General features: G+C 66.5%; 18 protein-coding genes and 1 tRNA gene. 6 read left to right on the plus strand and 13 right to left on the minus strand.

The features are described 5' to 3' along the window. Positions 1 to 181: 181 nt before the first annotated feature. The gene (locus DBY63_RS16290) at positions 182 to 1,468 is read left to right on the plus strand and encodes a putative porin (protein WP_027600130.1); all 1,287 of its coding nucleotides are present in this window, start codon (positions 182 to 184) and stop codon (positions 1,466 to 1,468) included. Positions 1,469 to 1,774: 306 nt separating this feature from the next. On the opposite strand, the gene DBY63_RS16295 is transcribed toward DBY63_RS16290, so the two are convergent. Continuing rightward, positions 1,775 to 2,065: a DUF2845 domain-containing protein gene (locus DBY63_RS16295; RefSeq protein WP_042137026.1), complete on the minus strand. Its 291-nt coding sequence runs from the start codon at positions 2,063 to 2,065 to the stop codon at positions 1,775 to 1,777. A gap of 174 nt (positions 2,066 to 2,239) precedes the next feature. Here DBY63_RS16295 and DBY63_RS16300 point away from each other — a divergent pair, with 174 nt between their 5' ends. Both DBY63_RS16300 and DBY63_RS16305 read left to right on the plus strand, forming a co-directional pair. Then, positions 2,240 to 3,799 (plus strand): RimK family protein, encoded by a 1,560-nt coding sequence (locus DBY63_RS16300; protein ID WP_108582461.1) that lies wholly within the window; start codon positions 2,240 to 2,242, stop codon positions 3,797 to 3,799. 9 nt (positions 3,800 to 3,808) lie between these two features. Then, positions 3,809 to 4,762 carry a magnesium transporter CorA family protein gene (locus DBY63_RS16305; protein WP_256594412.1) on the plus strand — a complete coding sequence of 318 codons (954 nt, stop codon included), beginning with the start codon at positions 3,809 to 3,811 and terminating at the stop codon, positions 4,760 to 4,762. A 142-nt stretch (positions 4,763 to 4,904) separates the two neighbouring features. Here DBY63_RS16305 and DBY63_RS16310 read toward each other — a convergent pair whose 3' ends face one another. The 7 genes from DBY63_RS16310 to DBY63_RS16340 form a co-directional block, all read right to left on the minus strand. Continuing rightward, positions 4,905 to 5,462 carry a DNA-3-methyladenine glycosylase gene (locus DBY63_RS16310; RefSeq protein WP_108582462.1) on the minus strand — a complete coding sequence of 186 codons (558 nt, stop codon included), beginning with the start codon at positions 5,460 to 5,462 and terminating at the stop codon, positions 4,905 to 4,907. Then, entirely contained in the window at positions 5,459 to 7,258 is a 1,800-nt protein-coding gene (locus DBY63_RS16315) for a glycoside hydrolase family 15 protein (RefSeq protein WP_044341606.1), read from the minus strand. The genes DBY63_RS16310 and DBY63_RS16315 overlap by 4 nt, the downstream gene beginning before the upstream one ends. Before the next feature lie 5 nt (positions 7,259 to 7,263). Further along, positions 7,264 to 8,157, minus strand: coding sequence for an SDR family oxidoreductase (locus DBY63_RS16320; RefSeq protein WP_108582463.1), 894 nt, complete (start codon positions 8,155 to 8,157; stop codon positions 7,264 to 7,266). Between the two features lie 381 nt (positions 8,158 to 8,538). Further along, the gene (locus DBY63_RS16325) at positions 8,539 to 8,793 is read right to left on the minus strand and encodes a hypothetical protein (protein WP_027600137.1); all 255 of its coding nucleotides are present in this window, start codon (positions 8,791 to 8,793) and stop codon (positions 8,539 to 8,541) included. Positions 8,794 to 8,958: 165 nt separating this feature from the next. Continuing rightward, positions 8,959 to 10,599 (minus strand): methyl-accepting chemotaxis protein, encoded by a 1,641-nt coding sequence (locus DBY63_RS16330; RefSeq protein WP_027600138.1) that lies wholly within the window; start codon positions 10,597 to 10,599, stop codon positions 8,959 to 8,961. A gap of 109 nt (positions 10,600 to 10,708) precedes the next feature. Beyond that, positions 10,709 to 11,650 (minus strand): Gfo/Idh/MocA family oxidoreductase, encoded by a 942-nt coding sequence (locus DBY63_RS16335; RefSeq protein WP_108582464.1) that lies wholly within the window; start codon positions 11,648 to 11,650, stop codon positions 10,709 to 10,711. A 66-nt stretch (positions 11,651 to 11,716) separates the two neighbouring features. Further along, positions 11,717 to 12,790 (minus strand): saccharopine dehydrogenase NADP-binding domain-containing protein, encoded by a 1,074-nt coding sequence (locus tag DBY63_RS16340; protein ID WP_108582465.1) that lies wholly within the window; start codon positions 12,788 to 12,790, stop codon positions 11,717 to 11,719. Between the two features lie 276 nt (positions 12,791 to 13,066). Here DBY63_RS16340 and DBY63_RS16345 point away from each other — a divergent pair, with 276 nt between their 5' ends. Beyond that, positions 13,067 to 14,404 (plus strand): DUF4214 domain-containing protein, encoded by a 1,338-nt coding sequence (locus tag DBY63_RS16345; RefSeq protein WP_108582466.1) that lies wholly within the window; start codon positions 13,067 to 13,069, stop codon positions 14,402 to 14,404. Between the two features lie 33 nt (positions 14,405 to 14,437). Here the strand turns inward: DBY63_RS16345 and DBY63_RS16350 are convergent, their stop codons facing one another. Then, entirely contained in the window at positions 14,438 to 15,598 is a 1,161-nt protein-coding gene (locus DBY63_RS16350) for a PQQ-dependent sugar dehydrogenase (RefSeq protein ID WP_256594413.1), read from the minus strand. Positions 15,599 to 15,625: 27 nt separating this feature from the next. Between DBY63_RS16350 and DBY63_RS16355 the strand changes: the two genes are divergently transcribed. Beyond that, complete coding sequence (locus tag DBY63_RS16355; RefSeq protein ID WP_108582467.1) at positions 15,626 to 16,096, plus strand: hypothetical protein; 471 nt, start codon at positions 15,626 to 15,628, stop codon at positions 16,094 to 16,096. 10 nt (positions 16,097 to 16,106) lie between these two features. Here the strand turns inward: DBY63_RS16355 and sugE are convergent, their stop codons facing one another. The 4 genes from sugE to DBY63_RS16375 all read right to left on the minus strand — a co-directional run bounded on the left by sugE (position 16,107) and on the right by DBY63_RS16375 (position 17,651). Next, positions 16,107 to 16,424, minus strand: a complete 318-nt coding sequence (sugE, locus tag DBY63_RS16360; RefSeq protein ID WP_007160753.1) for a quaternary ammonium compound efflux SMR transporter SugE — start codon at positions 16,422 to 16,424, stop codon at positions 16,107 to 16,109. A gap of 176 nt (positions 16,425 to 16,600) precedes the next feature. Continuing rightward, the gene (locus DBY63_RS16365; protein ID WP_007160754.1) at positions 16,601 to 16,987 is read right to left on the minus strand and encodes a hypothetical protein; all 387 of its coding nucleotides are present in this window, start codon (positions 16,985 to 16,987) and stop codon (positions 16,601 to 16,603) included. A gap of 103 nt (positions 16,988 to 17,090) precedes the next feature. Beyond that, the gene (locus DBY63_RS16370) at positions 17,091 to 17,321 is read right to left on the minus strand and encodes a hypothetical protein (RefSeq protein ID WP_039975808.1); all 231 of its coding nucleotides are present in this window, start codon (positions 17,319 to 17,321) and stop codon (positions 17,091 to 17,093) included. Between the two features lie 253 nt (positions 17,322 to 17,574). Beyond that, a tRNA-Arg gene (locus tag DBY63_RS16375) sits at positions 17,575 to 17,651 on the minus strand. A 342-nt stretch (positions 17,652 to 17,993) separates the two neighbouring features. Between DBY63_RS16375 and DBY63_RS16380 the strand changes: the two genes are divergently transcribed. After that, positions 17,994 to 18,191, plus strand: a 198-nt coding sequence (locus DBY63_RS16380) for an aldehyde dehydrogenase family protein (RefSeq protein ID WP_146750260.1), incomplete at its 3' end; no start/stop codon positions are given.

The following is an 18,191-nucleotide window of genomic DNA, read 5'->3' on the forward strand; positions in this document are numbered from 1 at the left end:
TTTTCCGAGCTGGCAACGCATGGCGTTACCGTGAAATTTTCATTTAATTTCAAAAGCTTGTATTAAAAGTTTTACTTTATTGAAGGCAAAACGACATCTCTTCTGCCGAGACTGACCCAGCTTCGTGACGGGCTGCACTGCCAGCCACCACCCCTGGATTGTCTTGAAAGGAGATCTGCCGATGTCTGTTAACCCTTATCGATTCACGGCGCTGTTCTCGGGCGTGCTCCTGGCCACCTGCTCGGCCACCGCGAGTGCCGCTGTCGATGAGAAGCTGCTCGACATGCTCAAGGCCAACGGCTCCATCACCCCCGCCCAGTACGCCGAATTGCGCGGCGACCTGCAGCAGGAGCAGCAGGCGCGCGCCGCCCAGGTCGCCCAGCAGCAGAAGACCTCCGACTTCGAGAAGAAACTGGCCTGGGCCGCCAAGACCCAGATCAAGGGCGATGTGCGGGTGCGCCACGAGAGCATCGACATCAGCGGCGAGCCGGACAACGGTCGCGACCGCGACCGCCAGCGCATCCGGGCGCGACTGGGCGCCTACAGCGAGATCAATCCGCAGGTGGACACCGGCATCCGCATCGCCACCGGCGGCGGCGACGATGCCCGCTCCACCAACCAGGACCTCAACGGCTACTTCAACAAGAAGCAGCTCTGGCTGGATCAGGCCTATATCGACTACCACCCCACGGCGCTGCCGAATCTGCACCTGGTGGGCGGCAAGATGGGCCAGCAGTGGGTCAGCACCGGCGACGTCATCTGGGACGCCGACATCAACCCAGAAGGCCTGGCCGGCACCTACAGGTACGACCTCGGCGGCGGCGCCGAGCTGTTCGGCAGCACAGGCTACTATGTGCTCAAGGACAACGTCGACGGCGAGGGCTATGAGTTCAAGCACGACCTGCGCCTCTACGCCGGCCAGCTGGGCAGTCGCTTCAACCTGGGCGATGCCGCCAAGCTGATGGTCGGCGGCAGCGTCTACGCCTACGACAAGGACCAGGACAGCACCTGCCCGACCACCGGTTCGGTCACCTCGCCCTGCGCCCTGGCGGTGAATGGCAACACCACCGACCGCTTCCAGCTCTACGAGGGCTTCGCCCAGCTGGACCTGACCAAGCTGTGGGTGCCGCTGTCCTTCTATGGCCAGTACGTGGTCAACGACAAGGCCGACGACGGCGAGGACACCGCCTGGCTGGTGGGCGCCAAGACCAAGCTGATGCAGCGGGTCGGCCTGGAATACAACTACCGCGATGTCCAGCGCAACGCCGTGGTGGGCGCCTTCACCGACTCCGACTTCGGCAACGGCTCGACCGGCGCCCGCGGCCACAAGCTCAAGCTCGGCTACGACATCGACAAGAACTTCGGCGTCGGCCTGACCTATTTCCTCGCCGAGTCCGACACCGCCAGCCGCTTCCGCACCGATGCCGATGTGAAGACCCTGCAGCTGGACCTGGAAGCCAAGTTCTAACCACGGCCCTCAGGTCGTGCTCCGCTTGAACCGCCCTCGGGCGGTTCTTTTTTGCCTGCGCGATGGAGAGACTCGCCTGACACCTGTTGGGCTTCGCTGCGCTCAGTCCAACCTACGCCGGAGCCGCTGCTTTTCCCCCTCTCCCTCTGGGAGAGGGCTGGGGTGAGGGAGGCTCTTGCCTGCTCGATGGCGAGACTCGCCTGGCACCTGTTGGGCTTCGCTGCGCTCAATCCAACCTACGCCGGAGCTGCTGCTTTTCCCCCTCTCCCTTTGGGAGAGGATTGGGGTGAGGGAAGTTCCCGCCCACTAACGCTCCACCCTGATCTCCACCAGCTTGCCGTCGATGAACTTGAGGTGACGCGAGGCGCCGTTCTCCGGGGCATAGGTCCAGAATTGGGTCTCGGCGGCATTGAATTTGGGCACGTTGTTGTTGCGCAGTGCCGGCGGATTGATCTTGCGCTCGGCCGGAGCGCCACAGGCGGCGAGGACCTGTTCGACGCTGTCGCCTTCCTCGACGAGACTCTGGCCACAGCGCAGGCTGGCCTGGGCGAGGAGGGGACACAGCAGGACGATCGGCAGCAGCTGACGGGGCTTCATGAGGACTCCAGGGCAGGACGTTCGCCAAGCTTAGCCAACCGCCGAACGACGTGCCCGGCGCAAAGTCTCGGTCAACTCCGCCGCCGCGGCATAAAGCCTGCGTAACGTCGCGGGACAGCCGCCGGCGGAAGGCGTATTGCTGGACACCCCTTCCGCCAGAGCCCGGTCCGCATCATGGTCGCGATTCAAGCCCGCCTGCCCGTCGCCACCCCCGTTCCCCGTCCCGAACCCGTGCTGCACCTGCCGGCCAGCAGCACCCTGCTGATCATCGTCGAGCGCAAGGAAGACTGGTCGGACTACCTGCCCAGCGAAAGCATCGTCACGGCCCAGGAGTATCTGGAAGACCGCCGTCTCACCGCGGGCGGTGGCCGCATCCAGGTGCTCAACCTCTGTCGCAACTACCGCTATCTGGGCCACGGCTACTATTGCTCGCTGCTGGCGGAGGCGCGCGGTCATCGCGTCATCCCCTCGGTGCGGACCCTGAGCGAACTCAATCGCAAGGCGCTCTACGGCCTGCTGCTGGAAGACCTGGACGCCCTGGTGGGCCAGGCCCTGGCCGAGCACCCACTGGGCGCCACCGAGGGCTTCACCCTCAACCTCTATTTTGGCCGCACCGAGTTCGCGCCGCTGCAGGCGCTGGCCAGGCAGCTGTTCGACGCCTTCCCGTGCCCGATCCTGCAGGTGGAGTTGCGCCACAGTCGCCACTGGCACATCGCCGGGATCAAGAGCGGCGCCCTGCACCGCCTGCAGGACGCCCAGCAATACGCCTTCGCCGATGCCCTGGATGCCTTCAACCGACGCATCTGGCGGCAACCGGCCTCGCGGCGCCAGGCGCGCTACGACCTGGCCATCCTGCATGACCCGGAGGAGTCCTTGCCGCCCTCCAATGCCGCGGCCCTGGCCGGTTTCGTCGCCGCCGGGCGTGATCTGGGGGTGGCCGTGGAGCTGATCGAGCGCAAGGACTACGGCCGGCTGGCGGAATACGACGCCCTGTTCATCCGCGCCACCACCCGGGTCGACGACCACACCTATCGCTTCGCCCGCAAGGCCGAGAGCGAAGGCCTGGTGGTGCTGGACGATCCCGCCTCCATCCTGCGCTGCACCAACAAGGTGTTTCTCAGCGACCTGCTGGCCCAGCACGGCCTGGGCATGCCGCGTACCGAAATCCTCTATCGCGAACGACCCCAGGACCTGGAAGAGGTGGGGCGGCGCCTGGGCTATCCGCTGGTGCTGAAGATTCCCGACGGCTGCTTTTCCCGCGGCGTGCTCAAGGTGGCCGACGCCGCCGAATTGCGCCAGGCCGCGGCGGAGCTGTTCGAGCGCTCGGTGCTGCTGCTGGCCCAGGAGTACCTCTACACCGAATTCGACTGGCGCATCGGCGTGCTCGCCGGCGAACCGCTCTATGCCTGTCGCTACTTCATGTCCGCCGGTCACTGGCAGATCTACAACCACAAGGCGGAATCCGGCAGTACCGGAGGGCGCTGCGAGGCGGTGGCCATCGCCGCGGTGCCTCCGGCGGTGGTGGAGCTGGCGGTGCAGGCCGCCGCCCTGATCGGCGATGGCCTCTATGGCGTCGATCTCAAGCAGGATCGGGATCGGCTGGTGGTCATCGAGGTCAACGACAACCCCAATCTGGACGCCGGCATCGAAGACGGCCTGCTGGGCGAGGGCCTCTATCGACGGGTGCTGGAGGAGTTCGTCCGGCGCCTGGAGCAGCGGCGCCAGGGCTGGTAGGAGCACGCTATGATCGAAGCCTTCACCCTGCGGGAGGGTGGCCTGCTGCCGGCTGGCGACCGCTCGGCGCCGGTGCTGCTGTGCAGCGATCCGGATGCCCGGGAGCGCGCCTGGCTGCAGCAGGCCTTTCCCCTGGACAGCCACCGCCTGGCCTCGGCGCTCGACCCGGACGAGGTCTCGCGCCTGGAAGTGCAGGGCGACGAACTCTTCCTGATCTGGAAGCGTCCGGAACGCTATGCCGGCGGGGCGCGCTTCGCCTTCGAGGTGTCTTCCTTCGGCTTGCTCTGGCATCCCGAGCGGCTGGTGGTCATCTCCGCCGGCCCGTCGCTGCTGGCCGGCGAGGGGCCGTTGCAGCCGCTGCACGATCCGCTGGATGTGCTGGTGGAGTTGCTGTTTCGCAGCGTCCATCACTACCAGGGGCATCTCAAGGTCATCAGGCTGGTCGGCCGCGAATTGCAGCAGCGCTTCGACAGCTCCCTGGGCAACGAGCATCTGCTGCAGATGTTCAATCTCAGCGAGAGCCTGATCCATTACATCAACGCCCTGCAGGGCAACGGCGCGGTGCTCGACCGACTGCGGCAGGTCGCCGAAAGGCGCGAACTGGGCGAGGCGCTGCGGGCGCGCCTGGAAGACCTCATCATCGAGAACGACCAGTGCCGCCGCCAGGCCGACCTCTACGCCACGGTGTTCGCCCGCCTCATGGATGCCCGCGGCAACCTGGCCAATAACAGCATGAACCTGACCCTGCGCAACCTCACGCTGATCAACGTGGTGTTCCTGCCGCTCAACCTCATCGCCGGCATCGGCGGCATGTCCGAATTCAGCATGATGACCGCCGGTCATCCGTGGTGGCTGTCCTATTCGCTGCTGCTGCTGGCCATGGCCGCCCTGAGTCTCGCCCTGACCTGGATCCTGCGCCGCTCGTTGCGGCGTCGGGCCGAATCCGCCGCGCGCGCGGCCTAGCGCGCTTCATCGACAGCATCAGAGGACAATATGGAAAAGCAGCTACTCGGCCTGGGCATCGTCCTGGCGATTCTGGCCTTCGGCCTCCTGACCCTGATCGTCGATCTGCGTCGCGGCCGGCGCCAGCACCGCGCGGCGGTGCTCAGCCAGGAAAGCCACGACTCAGATAGCGCGAACCGGCCAGACCGAAGCGCCAGGGCATCTCGCGTGCGCGACTGATGCCGATACGCGGGCCCGCGAGCACCGCCACCTCGGCAGCCGCCGGCTCCAGCAGGAAGGGCGGCTCGGTCAGCGGCACGCCATCGTGACTGCCGTCGATGGCGAGGGCCTGGCACAGCCTGCCGGGACCGGCACAGAGCAGGCGATCGGCCAGCCCGCCCCGGCGTTCGCGCATCACCTCCAGCCCCCACAGGGGCTCCAGCGCGCGGATCAGCACGCCGGCGCCATGCCCGGCTTCGCGGCACACCAAGTTGAAGCACCAGTGGATGCCGTAGGAGCGATAGACATAGGCATGGCCGGGCGGGCCGAACATGGCGCGGTTGCGCGGAGTCGGGCCGGAAAAGCTGTGGGAGGCCGGGTCTTCGCCGTCGTAGGCCTCGGTCTCGACGATGAGGCCGCCGACGCCCGCGACCCTGAGCGTGGCGCCGACCAGTTGCCGGGCGACCTCGTCCACCGGACGGCTGAAATCCAGATCGCTCACGCCTCGGGCTCCGGTTCTTCCAGAATCAGCGCCGCATGCACCATGGCCAGGTGGCTCAGGCCCTGGGGAAAGTTGCCCAGGGCTGCGCCGTCATGGGGATCGCGCATCTCGGTCATCAGGCCGACGCCATTGAGACTGGCGGCCAGCACCTCGCGCATCAATTCGCGCGCCTGATCCACCTCGCCCAGCACGGCATGCGCCTCGACCATCCAGTAGGAGCAGGCGAGAAAGGCCCCTTCCTCCCGTTCGGCGCCGCTGTAGCGATAGACCAGCGGGCCACGGGCCAGCTCGCGGCGGATGGCGGCCAGGGTACTCACCGACCGCTCACCCCCGTCGAAGCCGAAGCGGATACCGAGCAGCAAGCCGGCGTCCAGGCGCTCGGTGCCGGCATAGAAGGTATAGGCCTGCTTGCGCTCGCTCCAGCAGTGTTCGTTGACCCAGTCACGGATGCGATCGCGCTCGCGCTCCCAGCGGCCACACATGGCGTCGGGGATGTGCCCTTCGCGGGCCAGGGTCACGGCGCGATCCAGGGCGAACCAGCAGCCCAGCTTGGACAGGGTGTAGTGGCGCTCTTCGGGCAGCTCCCACATGCCGGCATCCGGCTGGCGCCAGCCATCGGCGCAGAGATTGGCCAGGTCGGTGAGCAGGCTGGAAGTGGCGAAATCCAGCACATGGCCCTTGCTGGCATAGAGGCGAAAGGTCTCCAGCAAGTCGCCATAGAGACTCAGCTGGCACTGGGCGCTGGCCCGGTTGCCGACGCGGACCGGCTGGGAGTCGCGATAGCCCGGCACGGGAATGGTGCGCTCTGCCGGTGCCAGCTCACCCTGCAGGGTAAAGCAGGTGTGCAGGCGATTGCCGTGGCGGCGGATGACGTTCTGGATCCAGGCCAGGGCCGCCTGGGCCTCGCCGAGGGCACCCAGGCGCAGGAAGGCCTTGATGGTAAAGACCGCATCGCGCACCCAGGCATAGCGGTATTCGTAGTTCTTGTCGCCGCCGATGCGTTCCGGCAGCGAGGTGGTGGCCGCGGCGACGATGGCGCCGGTGGGGGAGTAGAGCAAGAGCTTGAGGGCCAGCGCCGAGCGCTTCACCTCGCTGAGGAATTCGCCGCGATAGGCAAAACCCTGGGCCCACTCGCGCCAGGCCTGGTCGCTGCGGTCGATGCGCTGGTCAACCTCGTCCAGCGAGGGCACCACCAGCGGTTCGTTCTCGGTCGCGGTCAGCGCCAGGACGCTGCGTTGCCCGGCTTCCAGCACCAGGCGTGCCACCAGGCGGCGGTCGTCGCACTGGAGGATCTCCAGCCGCTCGCAATACCTCAGGGTGGCCATGACCCCGTCGACGTGCATGACCTCGCCATTGGGCGTGCTGCGCATCCAGGGCGAGACGGTCTGGCCCTGGGTGCCGGGCACCAGTTCGATGCGCAGTTCGACCCGTCCGGACAGGCCTTCCACCCGGCGCCCCAGTTCGCACCAGGGCAGGCGACCGGCCGAGCCGCTGTTGAGCGATTCGGTCAGGCGCACGCTGCCATCGGCGGTGTGGAAACAGGTTTCCAGCACATTGCTGTCTTCCCGGTAGGCCCGCTCGACGCGGTAGTCGGCCACCGGAGCGATCGAAAAGAAACCGCCGGCCGGGGCGTCCAGCAGGCGGTCGAACAGCGGGGCGGAATCCATGTTGGGTACGCACCACCAATCCAGCGAGCCGTCCGGCGCCACCAGGGCGACCGAACGGCCGTCGGAGAGGGCGGCATAGCCCGCCAGGGGCGCGTAGCCGTCCTGGCGGGCGGGGTCGAAGGCCGCCACGGCCGTCAGCCCATGCCTCCGGTGGCGCCATAGACCTCACCGGTCACATAGCTCGATTCCTGGGAAGCCAGCAGCACATAGATGGGTGCCAGTTCCGCCGGTTGGCCGGGACGCTTGAACACCGTCTCGCCACCAAAGGTGGGGATCTTTTCCTGGGGCTGGCCGCCGCTGGGCTGCAGCGGGGTCCAGAAGGGACCGGGGGCCACGGCGTTGACGCGGATGCCCTTGCTGGCGACCTGCTTGGCGAGGGCCTTGGTGAAGTTGGTGATGGCCGCCTTGGTCGAGGCGTAGTCGAGCAGGAATTCGGAAGGCTGGGTGGCCTGGATCGAGGTGGTGTTGATGATGGCTGCGCCGGCCGGCAGATGCGGCAGGGCGGCCTTGCACAGCCAGAACAGCGCATAGACGTTGGTCTTGAAGGTGGCGTCGAACTGCTCGGTGGTCAGCTCGGCGATGTCCTGCACCGCGGTCTGCTTGCCGGCCACGTTGACCAGGATGTCCAGACCGCCCAGGGCCTCTTTGGCCTTGCTGACCAGTTGGGTGCAGAAGGCTTCGTCCTTCAGATCACCGGGAACGCAGACGGCCTTGCGACCCCCGGCTTCCACCAGCTTGACCACTTCCTGGGCGTCGGCCTCTTCCTCTGGCAGGTAGTTCAGCACCAGATCGGCACCCTCCCGGGCATAGGCGATGGCCGTAGCCCGACCGATCCCCGAATCCGCACCGGTGATCAGTGCCTTGCGCCCGGCCAGTCGACCGAAACCCTTGTAACTGGTCTCGCCATGATCGGGGCGCGGCTCCATGACCTGGGCCAGACCCGGAGCCTCCTGGGGCTGCTTGGGAAATTCCGGCTGGGGATACTGGGTGAGGGGGTTCTGCATGGCGTATTGGTTGTCGCTGGACATGACATCTCCTGAAGGGGGCCAAAAGGCGCCCGTTTGGCATCTTTTCGATGACGTTCAAGGAAATGGAGCCGCAACGCGCAGGAGAGGTTCCCGCCGATTCATAGGGGTTGTATCGAGCTGGACAGCTTTCTTACCCCGTTTTTACCCACGACTACGCCTTTTCCGGCCCGCCCGGGCGTCCAATGACGACGAGAAGGGAAGGGCCCTTCTGGAGTGGAGGTAAAGGTGGTGATGAAAGGCGTCAAGGTGGCCGTGCTGGCGGCCCTGTTGTCCCTGTCCGGTTGCTGGCTGTTCATGCCACCGCCTGGTGGGGGTGGTCATGGTGGCCACGGCGGGCCCGGTGGTGGCCCGGAAGAAAGGGGGCCGCGCTAGGGGTCTCGCTCAGGCGTCGAGCGGCTCCAGCCGCAGGGCGACACCGGTCCGTTGCAGGGTGAGGATATCCGCCTCGCGACAGCCGATCAGCCTGCCTTCGGCGGTGCGCAGCTGGTCGTCTTCCAGCTGGGCATAGGACTCTGGCTGCCTGCCATCCCCGGCGACCATGATGTACAGCTGCCCGCACAGCAACTGGCCTGCCAGACGGCCATCGTCCAGGCCGATCAGGCGATAGCTGCGACGGGCATCGTAGGTAAAGCGCATGGGAGCATCCATTCAGGTGTTTCAGCTCAGAGCCGCGCGGGCGCGCAATGTTCAATTGCGAACATGGGCGCGCCGGGTCAGCCGGTCCATGGCCATGCCGAAAGCCTGCCCCTCGCAGGGGCGAGGGCAGGCTGACCGCTGGTCGGAAGTTTCCTGAACGGCCGATCAATAACGGAATTGCGCCACCAGGCCCTGGAACGAGGTGGCCAGTCGCGACAGCTCCTGGCTGGAGGCGGCCGTCTGCTGGGCACCGGTGGCGGTCTGGGTGGAGAGGTCCTGGATATTGACCAGATTACGGTCCACTTCGCGGGCGACCTGGGCCTGCTCCTCGGCAGCGCTGGCGATCACCAGGTTGCGTTCCTCGATCTGGGCGACCCCGGCGGCGATGCGGTCCAGGGCTTCACCCGCCTGGTTGGCGCGTGCCTGGGTGCTGTCGGCCAGGGACTGGCTCTTGTGCATGGCGCTCACCGCTTCCTCGGCGCTGCTGCGCACGGCGCTCATCATGCGTTCGATCTCACCGGTGGAACCCTGGGTGCGATGGGCCAGGGCGCGGACCTCATCCGCCACCACGGCGAAGCCGCGGCCCTGTTCGCCGGCCCGAGCGGCCTCGATGGCGGCATTGAGCGCCAGCAGGTTGGTCTGCTCGGCGATCCCGCGGATCACCTCCAGCAGCTTGCCGATCTCGCGCACCTGGCCTTCCAGGGTCTGCACCTTCTGGGTGGAATCGGTGATCTCGCCGGTCATCACCGCCATGGCCTGGGCCGCCTGCTGCACCTGCTCGCGACCCTGCTGGGCTTCGCGGCTGGTGTCCTGGGAGGCGGTGGAGGTGGAGGCCGCATTGCGCGCCACCTCTTCCACAGCCGCGGTCATCTGGTTCACCGCGGTGGCGGCCTGCTGTAGTTCATCGTGCTGGCGGACCTGACCTCGGGAAGTCTCCTCGGTCACGGCGTGCAATTCCTCGGCGGCCGCGGCGAGCTGGCTGGAGGCACCGGCCATCTGTTGCACGGTGTCTTTCAGGCTGCGCTGCATGCCACCCAGCGCTTGCAGCAGTTGCCCGGCCTCGTCACGGCGCGAACTCTGGATCGCCTGGGTCAGGTCGCCCTGGGCGACGCGCTCGGCGCTGGTCACCGCCTGGCGGATCGGCGTGACGATCATTCGGGTGATGATGATGCCCAGCGCCAGGGCGCAGAGCACCGCCAGCAGCAGGCCGCCGGCCAGCATCCAGAAGGCGTTGCCGTAGGTGGCGATCGCCGCGGCGCCGGCTTCGTTACCCTGGCGCTTGTTGGACTCCACCATGATCTTGAAGGCGGCCATGGTCTTACGGTAGCCGGGCTGCACCTGCTCGTTCAGCAGCTGGTTGGCGCCGGCCACGTCCTTGGCGGCCAGGCGCGCCAGGACGGTGTTGATGCTGGAGATATAGGCCTTCCACTCATCCTCGAAGGCATCACCCGCGGCCTTTTCATCGGCTTGCAAAGGGGTGGCGCGGTAGTCGGCGAAAGGCTTCTCGGCATCGGCCTGGTTGGATCGCAGGGAGGCGATAACACGATCCTGCTCGGTCTGGGGCGCGTTGGCATAGACCATGGACATCAACCGGAAGATATCGCGGTTGTGGCCGATCACGTTGCTCTTGGCATCGTTGAGCCGGGTGATGGACAGCAGATTGTTGTTCAGCACCGAATCCAGCAGGCCATTCAGGCTCCTGAGCCCGCTTAGGCCAACCGCACCTATGCCCAGGGTGATGAGCGTACAGAGACCAAAGGCGATCGCGAGTTTCTTCGCCAGCGCCAGATTGTTGAACCAGACCATTGGGGAGTTCCTTTCAGCGAGGGGATACCAGCCAGACTGCACCGGATACCCTTGCTATCGGCACTTGTCAGATGACCTTTAGCACCTCTAGAGCAGGCCATCCGCTACCTCAATCCCGTCCATAGAGCGCATCCAGCAGACAATTGGCCGCCAGCGCGGCATCCAAGGTGGCCAGTTCCGGCCGCGGCTGGCCGAGCAACTGATCGAACACCGCCTGGGCGCCCTGGGGCACGCCGGGGTCCACCCCCTCGGCCAGCACCCGCCGATGGCCTTCGGCGTCGTGCAGCTCCAGGCGCCCCGCGCAGAGCTCCAGGCTGCCCTCGCTGCCGTCCAGGCGAATGGCCAGACGCGGACCGCGCAGGGTGGCGCTGGCGCGCAGATGAATCGGCAGAGCGCCGGCCTGGAGCAGGGCCTCGCCGCCATGATCCAGTGGCCAGCGCGGATCGCGGTCCAGCCGACTGTGCGTGACGGTCAGGGCCTCACCGCATAACCAGGCGCTGAAATCCAGCAGATGCACCGCCAGATCGCCAAAGGCGCCATAGCCCATGCGGCGCTCGTCCAGGTGCGCCGGCCAGTCGCTGAGCCAGCCCTCCAGCAGCCCGGGGTGGCCGGCGGTGAGCGACAGGTGACTTAGGTTACCGATGGCGCCGTCCCGCGCCCGCTGGCGCAACAGCTGCAGGGCCGGATCGGTGCGCAGATAGAAGCCACTGAAGCAGGACCGTCCGGTGAGCTGTTCGGTCAGGGCGGTGGCTCGGGCGGCCGAGACGGCCAGCGGTTTTTCCACGAAGAGATGACGAGCGCGCGGGAGCAGGGCGCTCACCGCCGCCTCGTGATCCTCGATCGCGGTGGTGACGAAGGCCAGGTCCACTTCGGGCAGCCGGGTGAAGTCGTCCACTACCGGCAGATCCTGAGGGGCGGCGAGGCGCCGGGCGCGGGCGGGATCCCGTTCGCTGGCCACCGCCACCACCCGCACCCGCGGATCGGCCAGGCTGGTGTCCAGATAGTCCTGGGCGTGGATCTGTTCGCAACCGACGATGGCGACGCTGAGCATGACGAGGGGTCCTCTAACGGCAACTGTTCCGTTATGGACCCCGCGTGCGCCGCTAAGCTTCCCCGATCAGGCCGGCTGGTAGGCCTTGCCGAAACGGTTGGCCAGGAAGGCCTCCATGTCCACCTGCTCCTGGGCGATGAAGCCGCGCTGCGGCAGCTTGCCTTCGCGGAACAGGTCCAGGGCGGTGCAGATGCCGGCGGCGGTGGTGATCTGGATGGCGCTGGTCAGGCGACCGTCGCGCTCGGCGGCGAAGATCTTGCGGCTGAACACCTCCTGCACCAGCTTGCCGCCGCGCATCCCGCTGACGGTGACGAACACCAGCACCACGTCCTGCATGGTGGTGGGCACCGCGCCGCGCAGGATGGTCTTGAGCTGCTCCTGGTCACTGGCCAGGCGCAGGTCTTCCAGCAGGAATTTCATCAGGTCGCGGTGACCGGGATAGCGCACGGTCTTGTAGTCCAGGATTTCCACCTGGCCCTGCAGGGTCTCGCAGAGGGTGCCCAGGCCGCCCGAGGTGTTGAAGGCCTCGTATTCCACGCCATCCAGGGAGAAGTGCTCCAGGCCTTCCAGCGGCTGCACCAGTTGCAGCTCGCCGTTGCGCACGGCTTCGCAGGGGTGGCAGTACTCGTTGACCAGGCCGTCGACACTCCAGGTCAGGTTGTACTTGAGGGCATTGGTGGGGAATTCCGGCAGGGCGCCGACGCGCATCTTCACCTCGCGCACGCTGTCGAAGCGCTTGGCCAGGGAGTGGGCGGCGATGCCGATGAAGCCCGGCGCCAGACCGCACTGGGGCATGAAGGCATTGCTCGCGCCTTCGGCCAGCTGGCGGATGGTCTTGGTCGCCTTGACGTCTTCGGTCAGGTCGAAGTAGTGGGTGTTGGTGGCCTTGGCCGCCTGGGCCACGGGAATCGCCAGGTGATAGGGCAGGGCATTGAGCACCACGTCCTGGTCGTCCAGGGCCGCGGCCAGGGCGCTGGCGTCGGCGGTATCCAGGGTCCGGGTCTGCACGCCCAGGGCCGCGATGGCCGCCAGGGCGCGCTCGTCGCGATCCGCCACCGTCACCTGGTAGTCGCCGCTGGCGTGCAGCAATTGCGAAATGGTGTAGCCGATATGGCCGGCGCCGAGCAGGGTGACTTTCATGGCGGATCCTCCGTGGTTGAGGCTCCAGCTTAAAAAGTGGCGCTGTCAGATGTGAGCGTCAGAGCGTCGAACTGTCGTCTCTTATTTGACGAATCGTCGGGGTTTTCGACGATTCGATGGAGGTGCTCGTTTCATCTGGCTTTTTGCTTATCGCCCTAGGCGAAAGGCTGTCGAGCACGCCACAGGAATCTGGATACAGGTCGGCGCCGCGTACCGCCGCCTTCTATAAGCCAGGGATCCGGCCACAGCGGGTGGCCGCTTCAAGGAGGAGAGACCATGGTCGTGGACAATGCAGCATGGGTAAACGCCTGTTACTGGGGCGTGCTGGGCCGTGCCCCGGATGCGGAAGGCTTTCGCTTCTGGGTCGCCAAGCTGGACGAGGGCCTGGACAACGCCCAACTGGTCCGCCTGTTCCTCAATGGTGCCGAGCGCCTGCAGGCGCAACCCGCCGACGAGAGCGCCAGCGCCTTCATCGACGGCTGCTATGGCGATCTGCTTGGCCGCAGCGCCGATGCCGGTGGCAAGGCCTTCTGGCTGGGCCGGCTGGAGACGCTTGGCAGCACCCACCAGGATGCCCGCGCCGCGGTCATCGTCGAGATGATCGACTACCTCGGCCGCCCGGATGGCCAGAGCGCCGATCAGCAGCTGTTCCAGACGCGCCTCGCGCAATGGGAGCCGCTCACGCCGGGCGTCGCCCTGCACGAGGACACCGGGGTGTCGGCCACCGATGGCATCACCCGCAACGGCCAGGTGGACGTGACCTTGCCGGATGGGGTGACGGCCTGGAGTTACAGCCTGGATGGCGGGCAGAGCTGGACCGCCGCGAGCGCCGGCAGCCATACCCTGCAGCTCGACGCGGGCTACTACCAGGCAGGTCAGCTGCAGGTCAGTTACCTCGATAGCGCGAGTAACGCCCAGACCCTGGCGAACCAGGCGCAGTGGCGGATCGACACCCAAGGCGCGGAGCTTCATCTGCTCAGCACGCGTGGCCCCACCACCGAGAACCTGCTGCAATTCCGTTTCTTCGACGATGGCGACATCGAGCAGTGGCGCAGTTCCAGCGACGGCGGTCAGACCTGGCAGCAGGGAGAAGGACGCTGGCCTTCGCCCAAGCTGGAGCCTGGCTTCTATGCGCAAGGCTCGATCCTGGTCGAGACCACGGATACCGCCGGAAACGTCGCGGTGACAGCGCTGCCGCGGGACCTTACCGTCCTGCCCGCCGATCTCACGCCGCCACGGTTGACCGGTATCAATCAGCAGTCCTACTTCAATCCCTATGCGGATGACTTCATCAGCCTGCTGTTCGACGACTCGATCTATCGCGGCACGCGGGACCTCTACTCGGAAACCTATCCGATACCGGTGAAGGTGGACCCGGCGCTGCTGGAGAAAGCCTTTCTGCTCGATGTCACCACGGGTGAGAAGATCGGCTTCGAAGGGGCTGCCACGGTGCGTCAGCTGACCAATCTGCTGGACATCCATCTGACCAGTGAATTGCAGGAGGGCCATCAGTACAGCCTCTACCTGCCAGGGGCTTTCGTCTACGACGCCTATAACAACCCCAGCGACGAACTGACCCTGCTGGGTACCAGCAACACCTTCGTCGCGGCCTGATCAGGCCATTGGGGTCTCTCGCAGTGGCCCCTCCTACCCCGGCAACACCCGCAACAGCTGCCCGTCCTCACCATCGGTGAGCAGCCAGAGATTGCCGTCCGGTCCGCTGCGCACGTCGCGCAGACGCTGGTCCAGCTCCTGGAACAGGAGCTCCTGCTGACCAAGCTGGCCGTTCAACAGCGGTATTCGCCGCACCGATTTTTCCCGCAGCGCCGCCACGAACAGACTGCCGCGCCAGGCGGGAAAGCCCTGGCCGTCGTACCAGGTCATGCCGGCCGGGGCGATGGAGGGGGTCCACTCCAGCAGTGGTGGAGTGATGCCCGGCAATTCACGGAAGGGCGAGATGCGCGCGCCGGTGTAGTCCACGCCGCCGGTGGTCAGCGGCCAGCCATAGTTGGCACCGCTGCGGATCAGATTGAGTTCGTCGCCGCCCTTGGAGCCGTGCTCGTGCTCGTACAGCGCCTGGCGCTCGGCCACCCAGACCAGGCCCTGGGGATTGCGATGGCCGAGGCTGTAGATCTCCGGCAGGGCGCCGGGTCGTTTGATGAAGGGATTGTCCGCCGGCACCTGGCCGTCGCGGGTGATGCGCACGATCTTGCCCAGATGGGTGTCCAGCCGCTGGGCATCAGTACGTTCCACGTTGCCGTCACCCAGGGCGATGGCCAGGGTGCCGTCGCCGAGCAGGGCCATCCGCGCCCCGAAGTGCTGGCCGAAGGCCTTGGCCGGCTGACTGGTGAACAATGGCTGGACGTCCTGCAGGCGTTCGCCCTCCAGCCGCGCGCGTACCACCCTCAAGTGATTGGCCTGGCGCGTACCTGTCGCATAGGAGAGATAGATCAGCTGGTTGCGCGCGAAGTCCGGATCCGGCAGCACCTCGAACAGTCCGGCCTGGCCTTCGGTGTAGAGGTCCGGCAGTCCGGTGATGGCTTGCGCCTGCAGCCCGAGGCGACCTGCGCCGTCCGGGACCAGCAGCCGCAAGCGCCCGGCGCCCTCGGTCAGGAGCGCGCGGCCATCGGGCAGGAAGGCCAGAGACCAGGGCCGGTCCAGTCCGGTCGCCACCGTCTCGATCCGATAGGCCGGCGCCGCCAATGCCAGCGGAACCGCCAGCAGGGCCAGCCAGGCCAGCCAGGCCCAGCGGCCGGAAGCTTTAGGTAACGCTTGAGGTCTACTCCGGGTACCCGCTTTCGCTAGCATCTGCCTCTCTCCAAGGGATCTTCCGACATGCCTCAACCGCTCTGGCGCGCCCTGTTGCAAGCGCGCACCCTGCTGGCATTCGCCGCAGCTCTGCTGCTGGCCACCGCCTGGGGCAGCCTGGTGCAGACCCAGTACAACCTGGCGGCCCTCCAGGGGCTCGGCCAGCCGATCGACCTGGCCACGCGCTGGCGGACCTCGCTGGACGATCTGCTGGGCTTCGGACCCGTCTATGCCGCGATCGTGCTCGCCGCTTGGTTACCAGCCTTTGCCGCGGCCCTCTGGCTGGGTCGTCACGGCGGCGCCTATCGCGCCTGCCTGCTGCCGCTGGCCAGCAGCCTCAGCCTGATCGCCGCCATCCGCCTGATCGACGCCTTCGCGCCCATGCCGGTGCTCATCTATGCGACGCGGACCCTGGAGGGGCTGCTGGCGATGGCCGTGGGTGGGTTGCTTGGCGGGCTGCTGTTCATCTGGCTGGCGCGCTCGGTGATCCCGCGCTAGGGGAGGGCGCTCAGGACGAGGTCAGCTTCATCAGCACTAGTCCGCTGACGATCAGCGCGGCGGCCAGGATGCGCAGCGGACTCGCTGCCTCGCCCAGCACCAGGATGCCGACCATGAAGGCGCCGACCGCGCCGATGCCGGTCCAGATCGTATAGGCGGTGCCCAGCGGCAGGCTGCGCATGGAGATCGACAGCAGCGCCACGCTGGCCACCATGGCGACCCCGGTGATCAGTGTGGGCGTGAGACGGGTAAAGCCCGCGGACTGCTTCATATAGAACGCCCAGACCACCTCGAGCAGTCCGGCGCACACCAGATAGAACCAAGCCAACGACGGCCTCCTGTAAACCGGGCCGTCCCGGAACGCTGCCCACCGATCGCCGGGGTCGTCCCCGCGGGCCAAGAGAAGAGGGCGGCAAGCTGCCTTGCCGCCTGATCGGTCCTACTATCCTAGCCGTTCATGGCCGCGCCGTTCGACCCGGCCTGGCAGTCGCTACCCATCACCCGCTAGCGCGGCTGGCAGATCTGCATGGCGATCCCGTCGAATTCCCGGTCGAAGCTGGCGCGTTCGGCCGCGCTGAGAAAGCCTTGCTGCCCGACCAGGGCATCGGTCTGGCTGCGCACCGCGGCAATGCGCTCGCTGAAGGCGGTCGCCTGTTCCTGACTGATCCGCTGCGCCTTGCGCGCCGTGCTCACATCCGCCAGCAGCACATTGGCGCGCATGGATACATGCGCCTGCCGCGGATCGGTGATGGCGCCGCCCAGCTCGCCCGGGAGTTCACGCTGCTGCTGCAGATTGCAGCTGGGCAAGCCAAGATCGTCGCGCGGTCGTTGTTCCTTGGTACAGGCGCCCAGGGCGAGGGGCAGCAGCAACAGGGGAATCAGGGATTTCATCCAGGTCTCCTCGGGGTGGCCGTGGTGGAGACCTTGAGAGCCCGGGACGGGCGCTTCGTTCAAGAATGGCTCTGCGCCGGGCCTTGGCAAACGCCTTGAAGCCCTAGTCGTCCAGCCGCGCCTGCCGTTCCAGCGCCGCCAGCTGCAGCCGCGCGCCGTCGGCCACCGGCCCTCTGCCAACCGCGCTGCTCTGCAGCAGCGACAGGTTGAGGGCGTGCGCCGCTGCCTCTATCCCCGGACGCAGGGCATGGCCGGCCTGGGCCAGGGCGGTGTCTTCGGTCAGGAGCGGAGCGGCGAGAAAGAGGGTGACCGAGCTGGTCAGGAGGTATCTCATGAGGCGTCCTTGCAGGGTGATCACCAGGGTATCGGCATCCGGCCGGCCTGTTGGAGCGGGTCTAGAGGTCAGAGCTTAGAGCAGAATCGCGTTAGCGCCAGGGATAATGGTCAGATAATTCACGCCGGTGATCTGGCGATCGCCTTTTACAGAACGTTTTGAGCGTCTCGGAACGGCTTGAGCGACAGCCATAAACAACAAAGCCCGCGCGATGGCGGGCTTTGCTGAGGTTCACGCGACGGTGAACGGGAGATGGCGCACTCGGCGGGATTCGAACCCACGACCCCTGCCTTCGGAGGGCAGTACTCTATCCAGCTGAGCTACGAGTGCAGCGATTCGGTGACGCTGAATCGGTCGCCATCATACTCACCTTGCCCTCGACCGTCCATGCCCGCATGCACGATGTTGTTGATTTTGAACGACTGTTTCGCGGGGCTTGGCAAGGGCTGCATAAACAAGGAGGAAGTCCGCGCGAAAACCGCTCCGGCGCTCTTGCGCGGGGGTTCAATATTCTCCTAGGATGCGTTCAATATTTCGAACGCCCAGGGCGGTTCGGACGTTGCTCGAGCGGGCACTGAACGGTGGCGATGCCAGCGTTTCCAGGCCTGACCCTATCGCAGGCGCAGGGGTGTCATGCCCTTGCTTCCGGCCCTTTCAGCCAAGGAGACCGTAATGCAGCTCAAAGACGCTTCCCTGTTTCGCCAGCAAGCCTATGTCGACGGCGCCTGGATCGACGCCGACAGCGGTGCCACCGTCAAAGTGGACAACCCGGCCACCGGCGAGACCCTGGGCACCATTCCCAAGCTTGGTCGCGCCGAGACCAAGCGCGCCATCGACGCCGCCAACCGCGCCCTGCCGGCCTGGCGGGCG

Origin of the sequence: Pseudomonas sp. RIT411 (genome assembly GCF_003057735.2) — a bacterium.
Taxonomy (GTDB): domain Bacteria; phylum Pseudomonadota; class Gammaproteobacteria; order Pseudomonadales; family Pseudomonadaceae; genus Chryseomonas; species Chryseomonas oryzihabitans.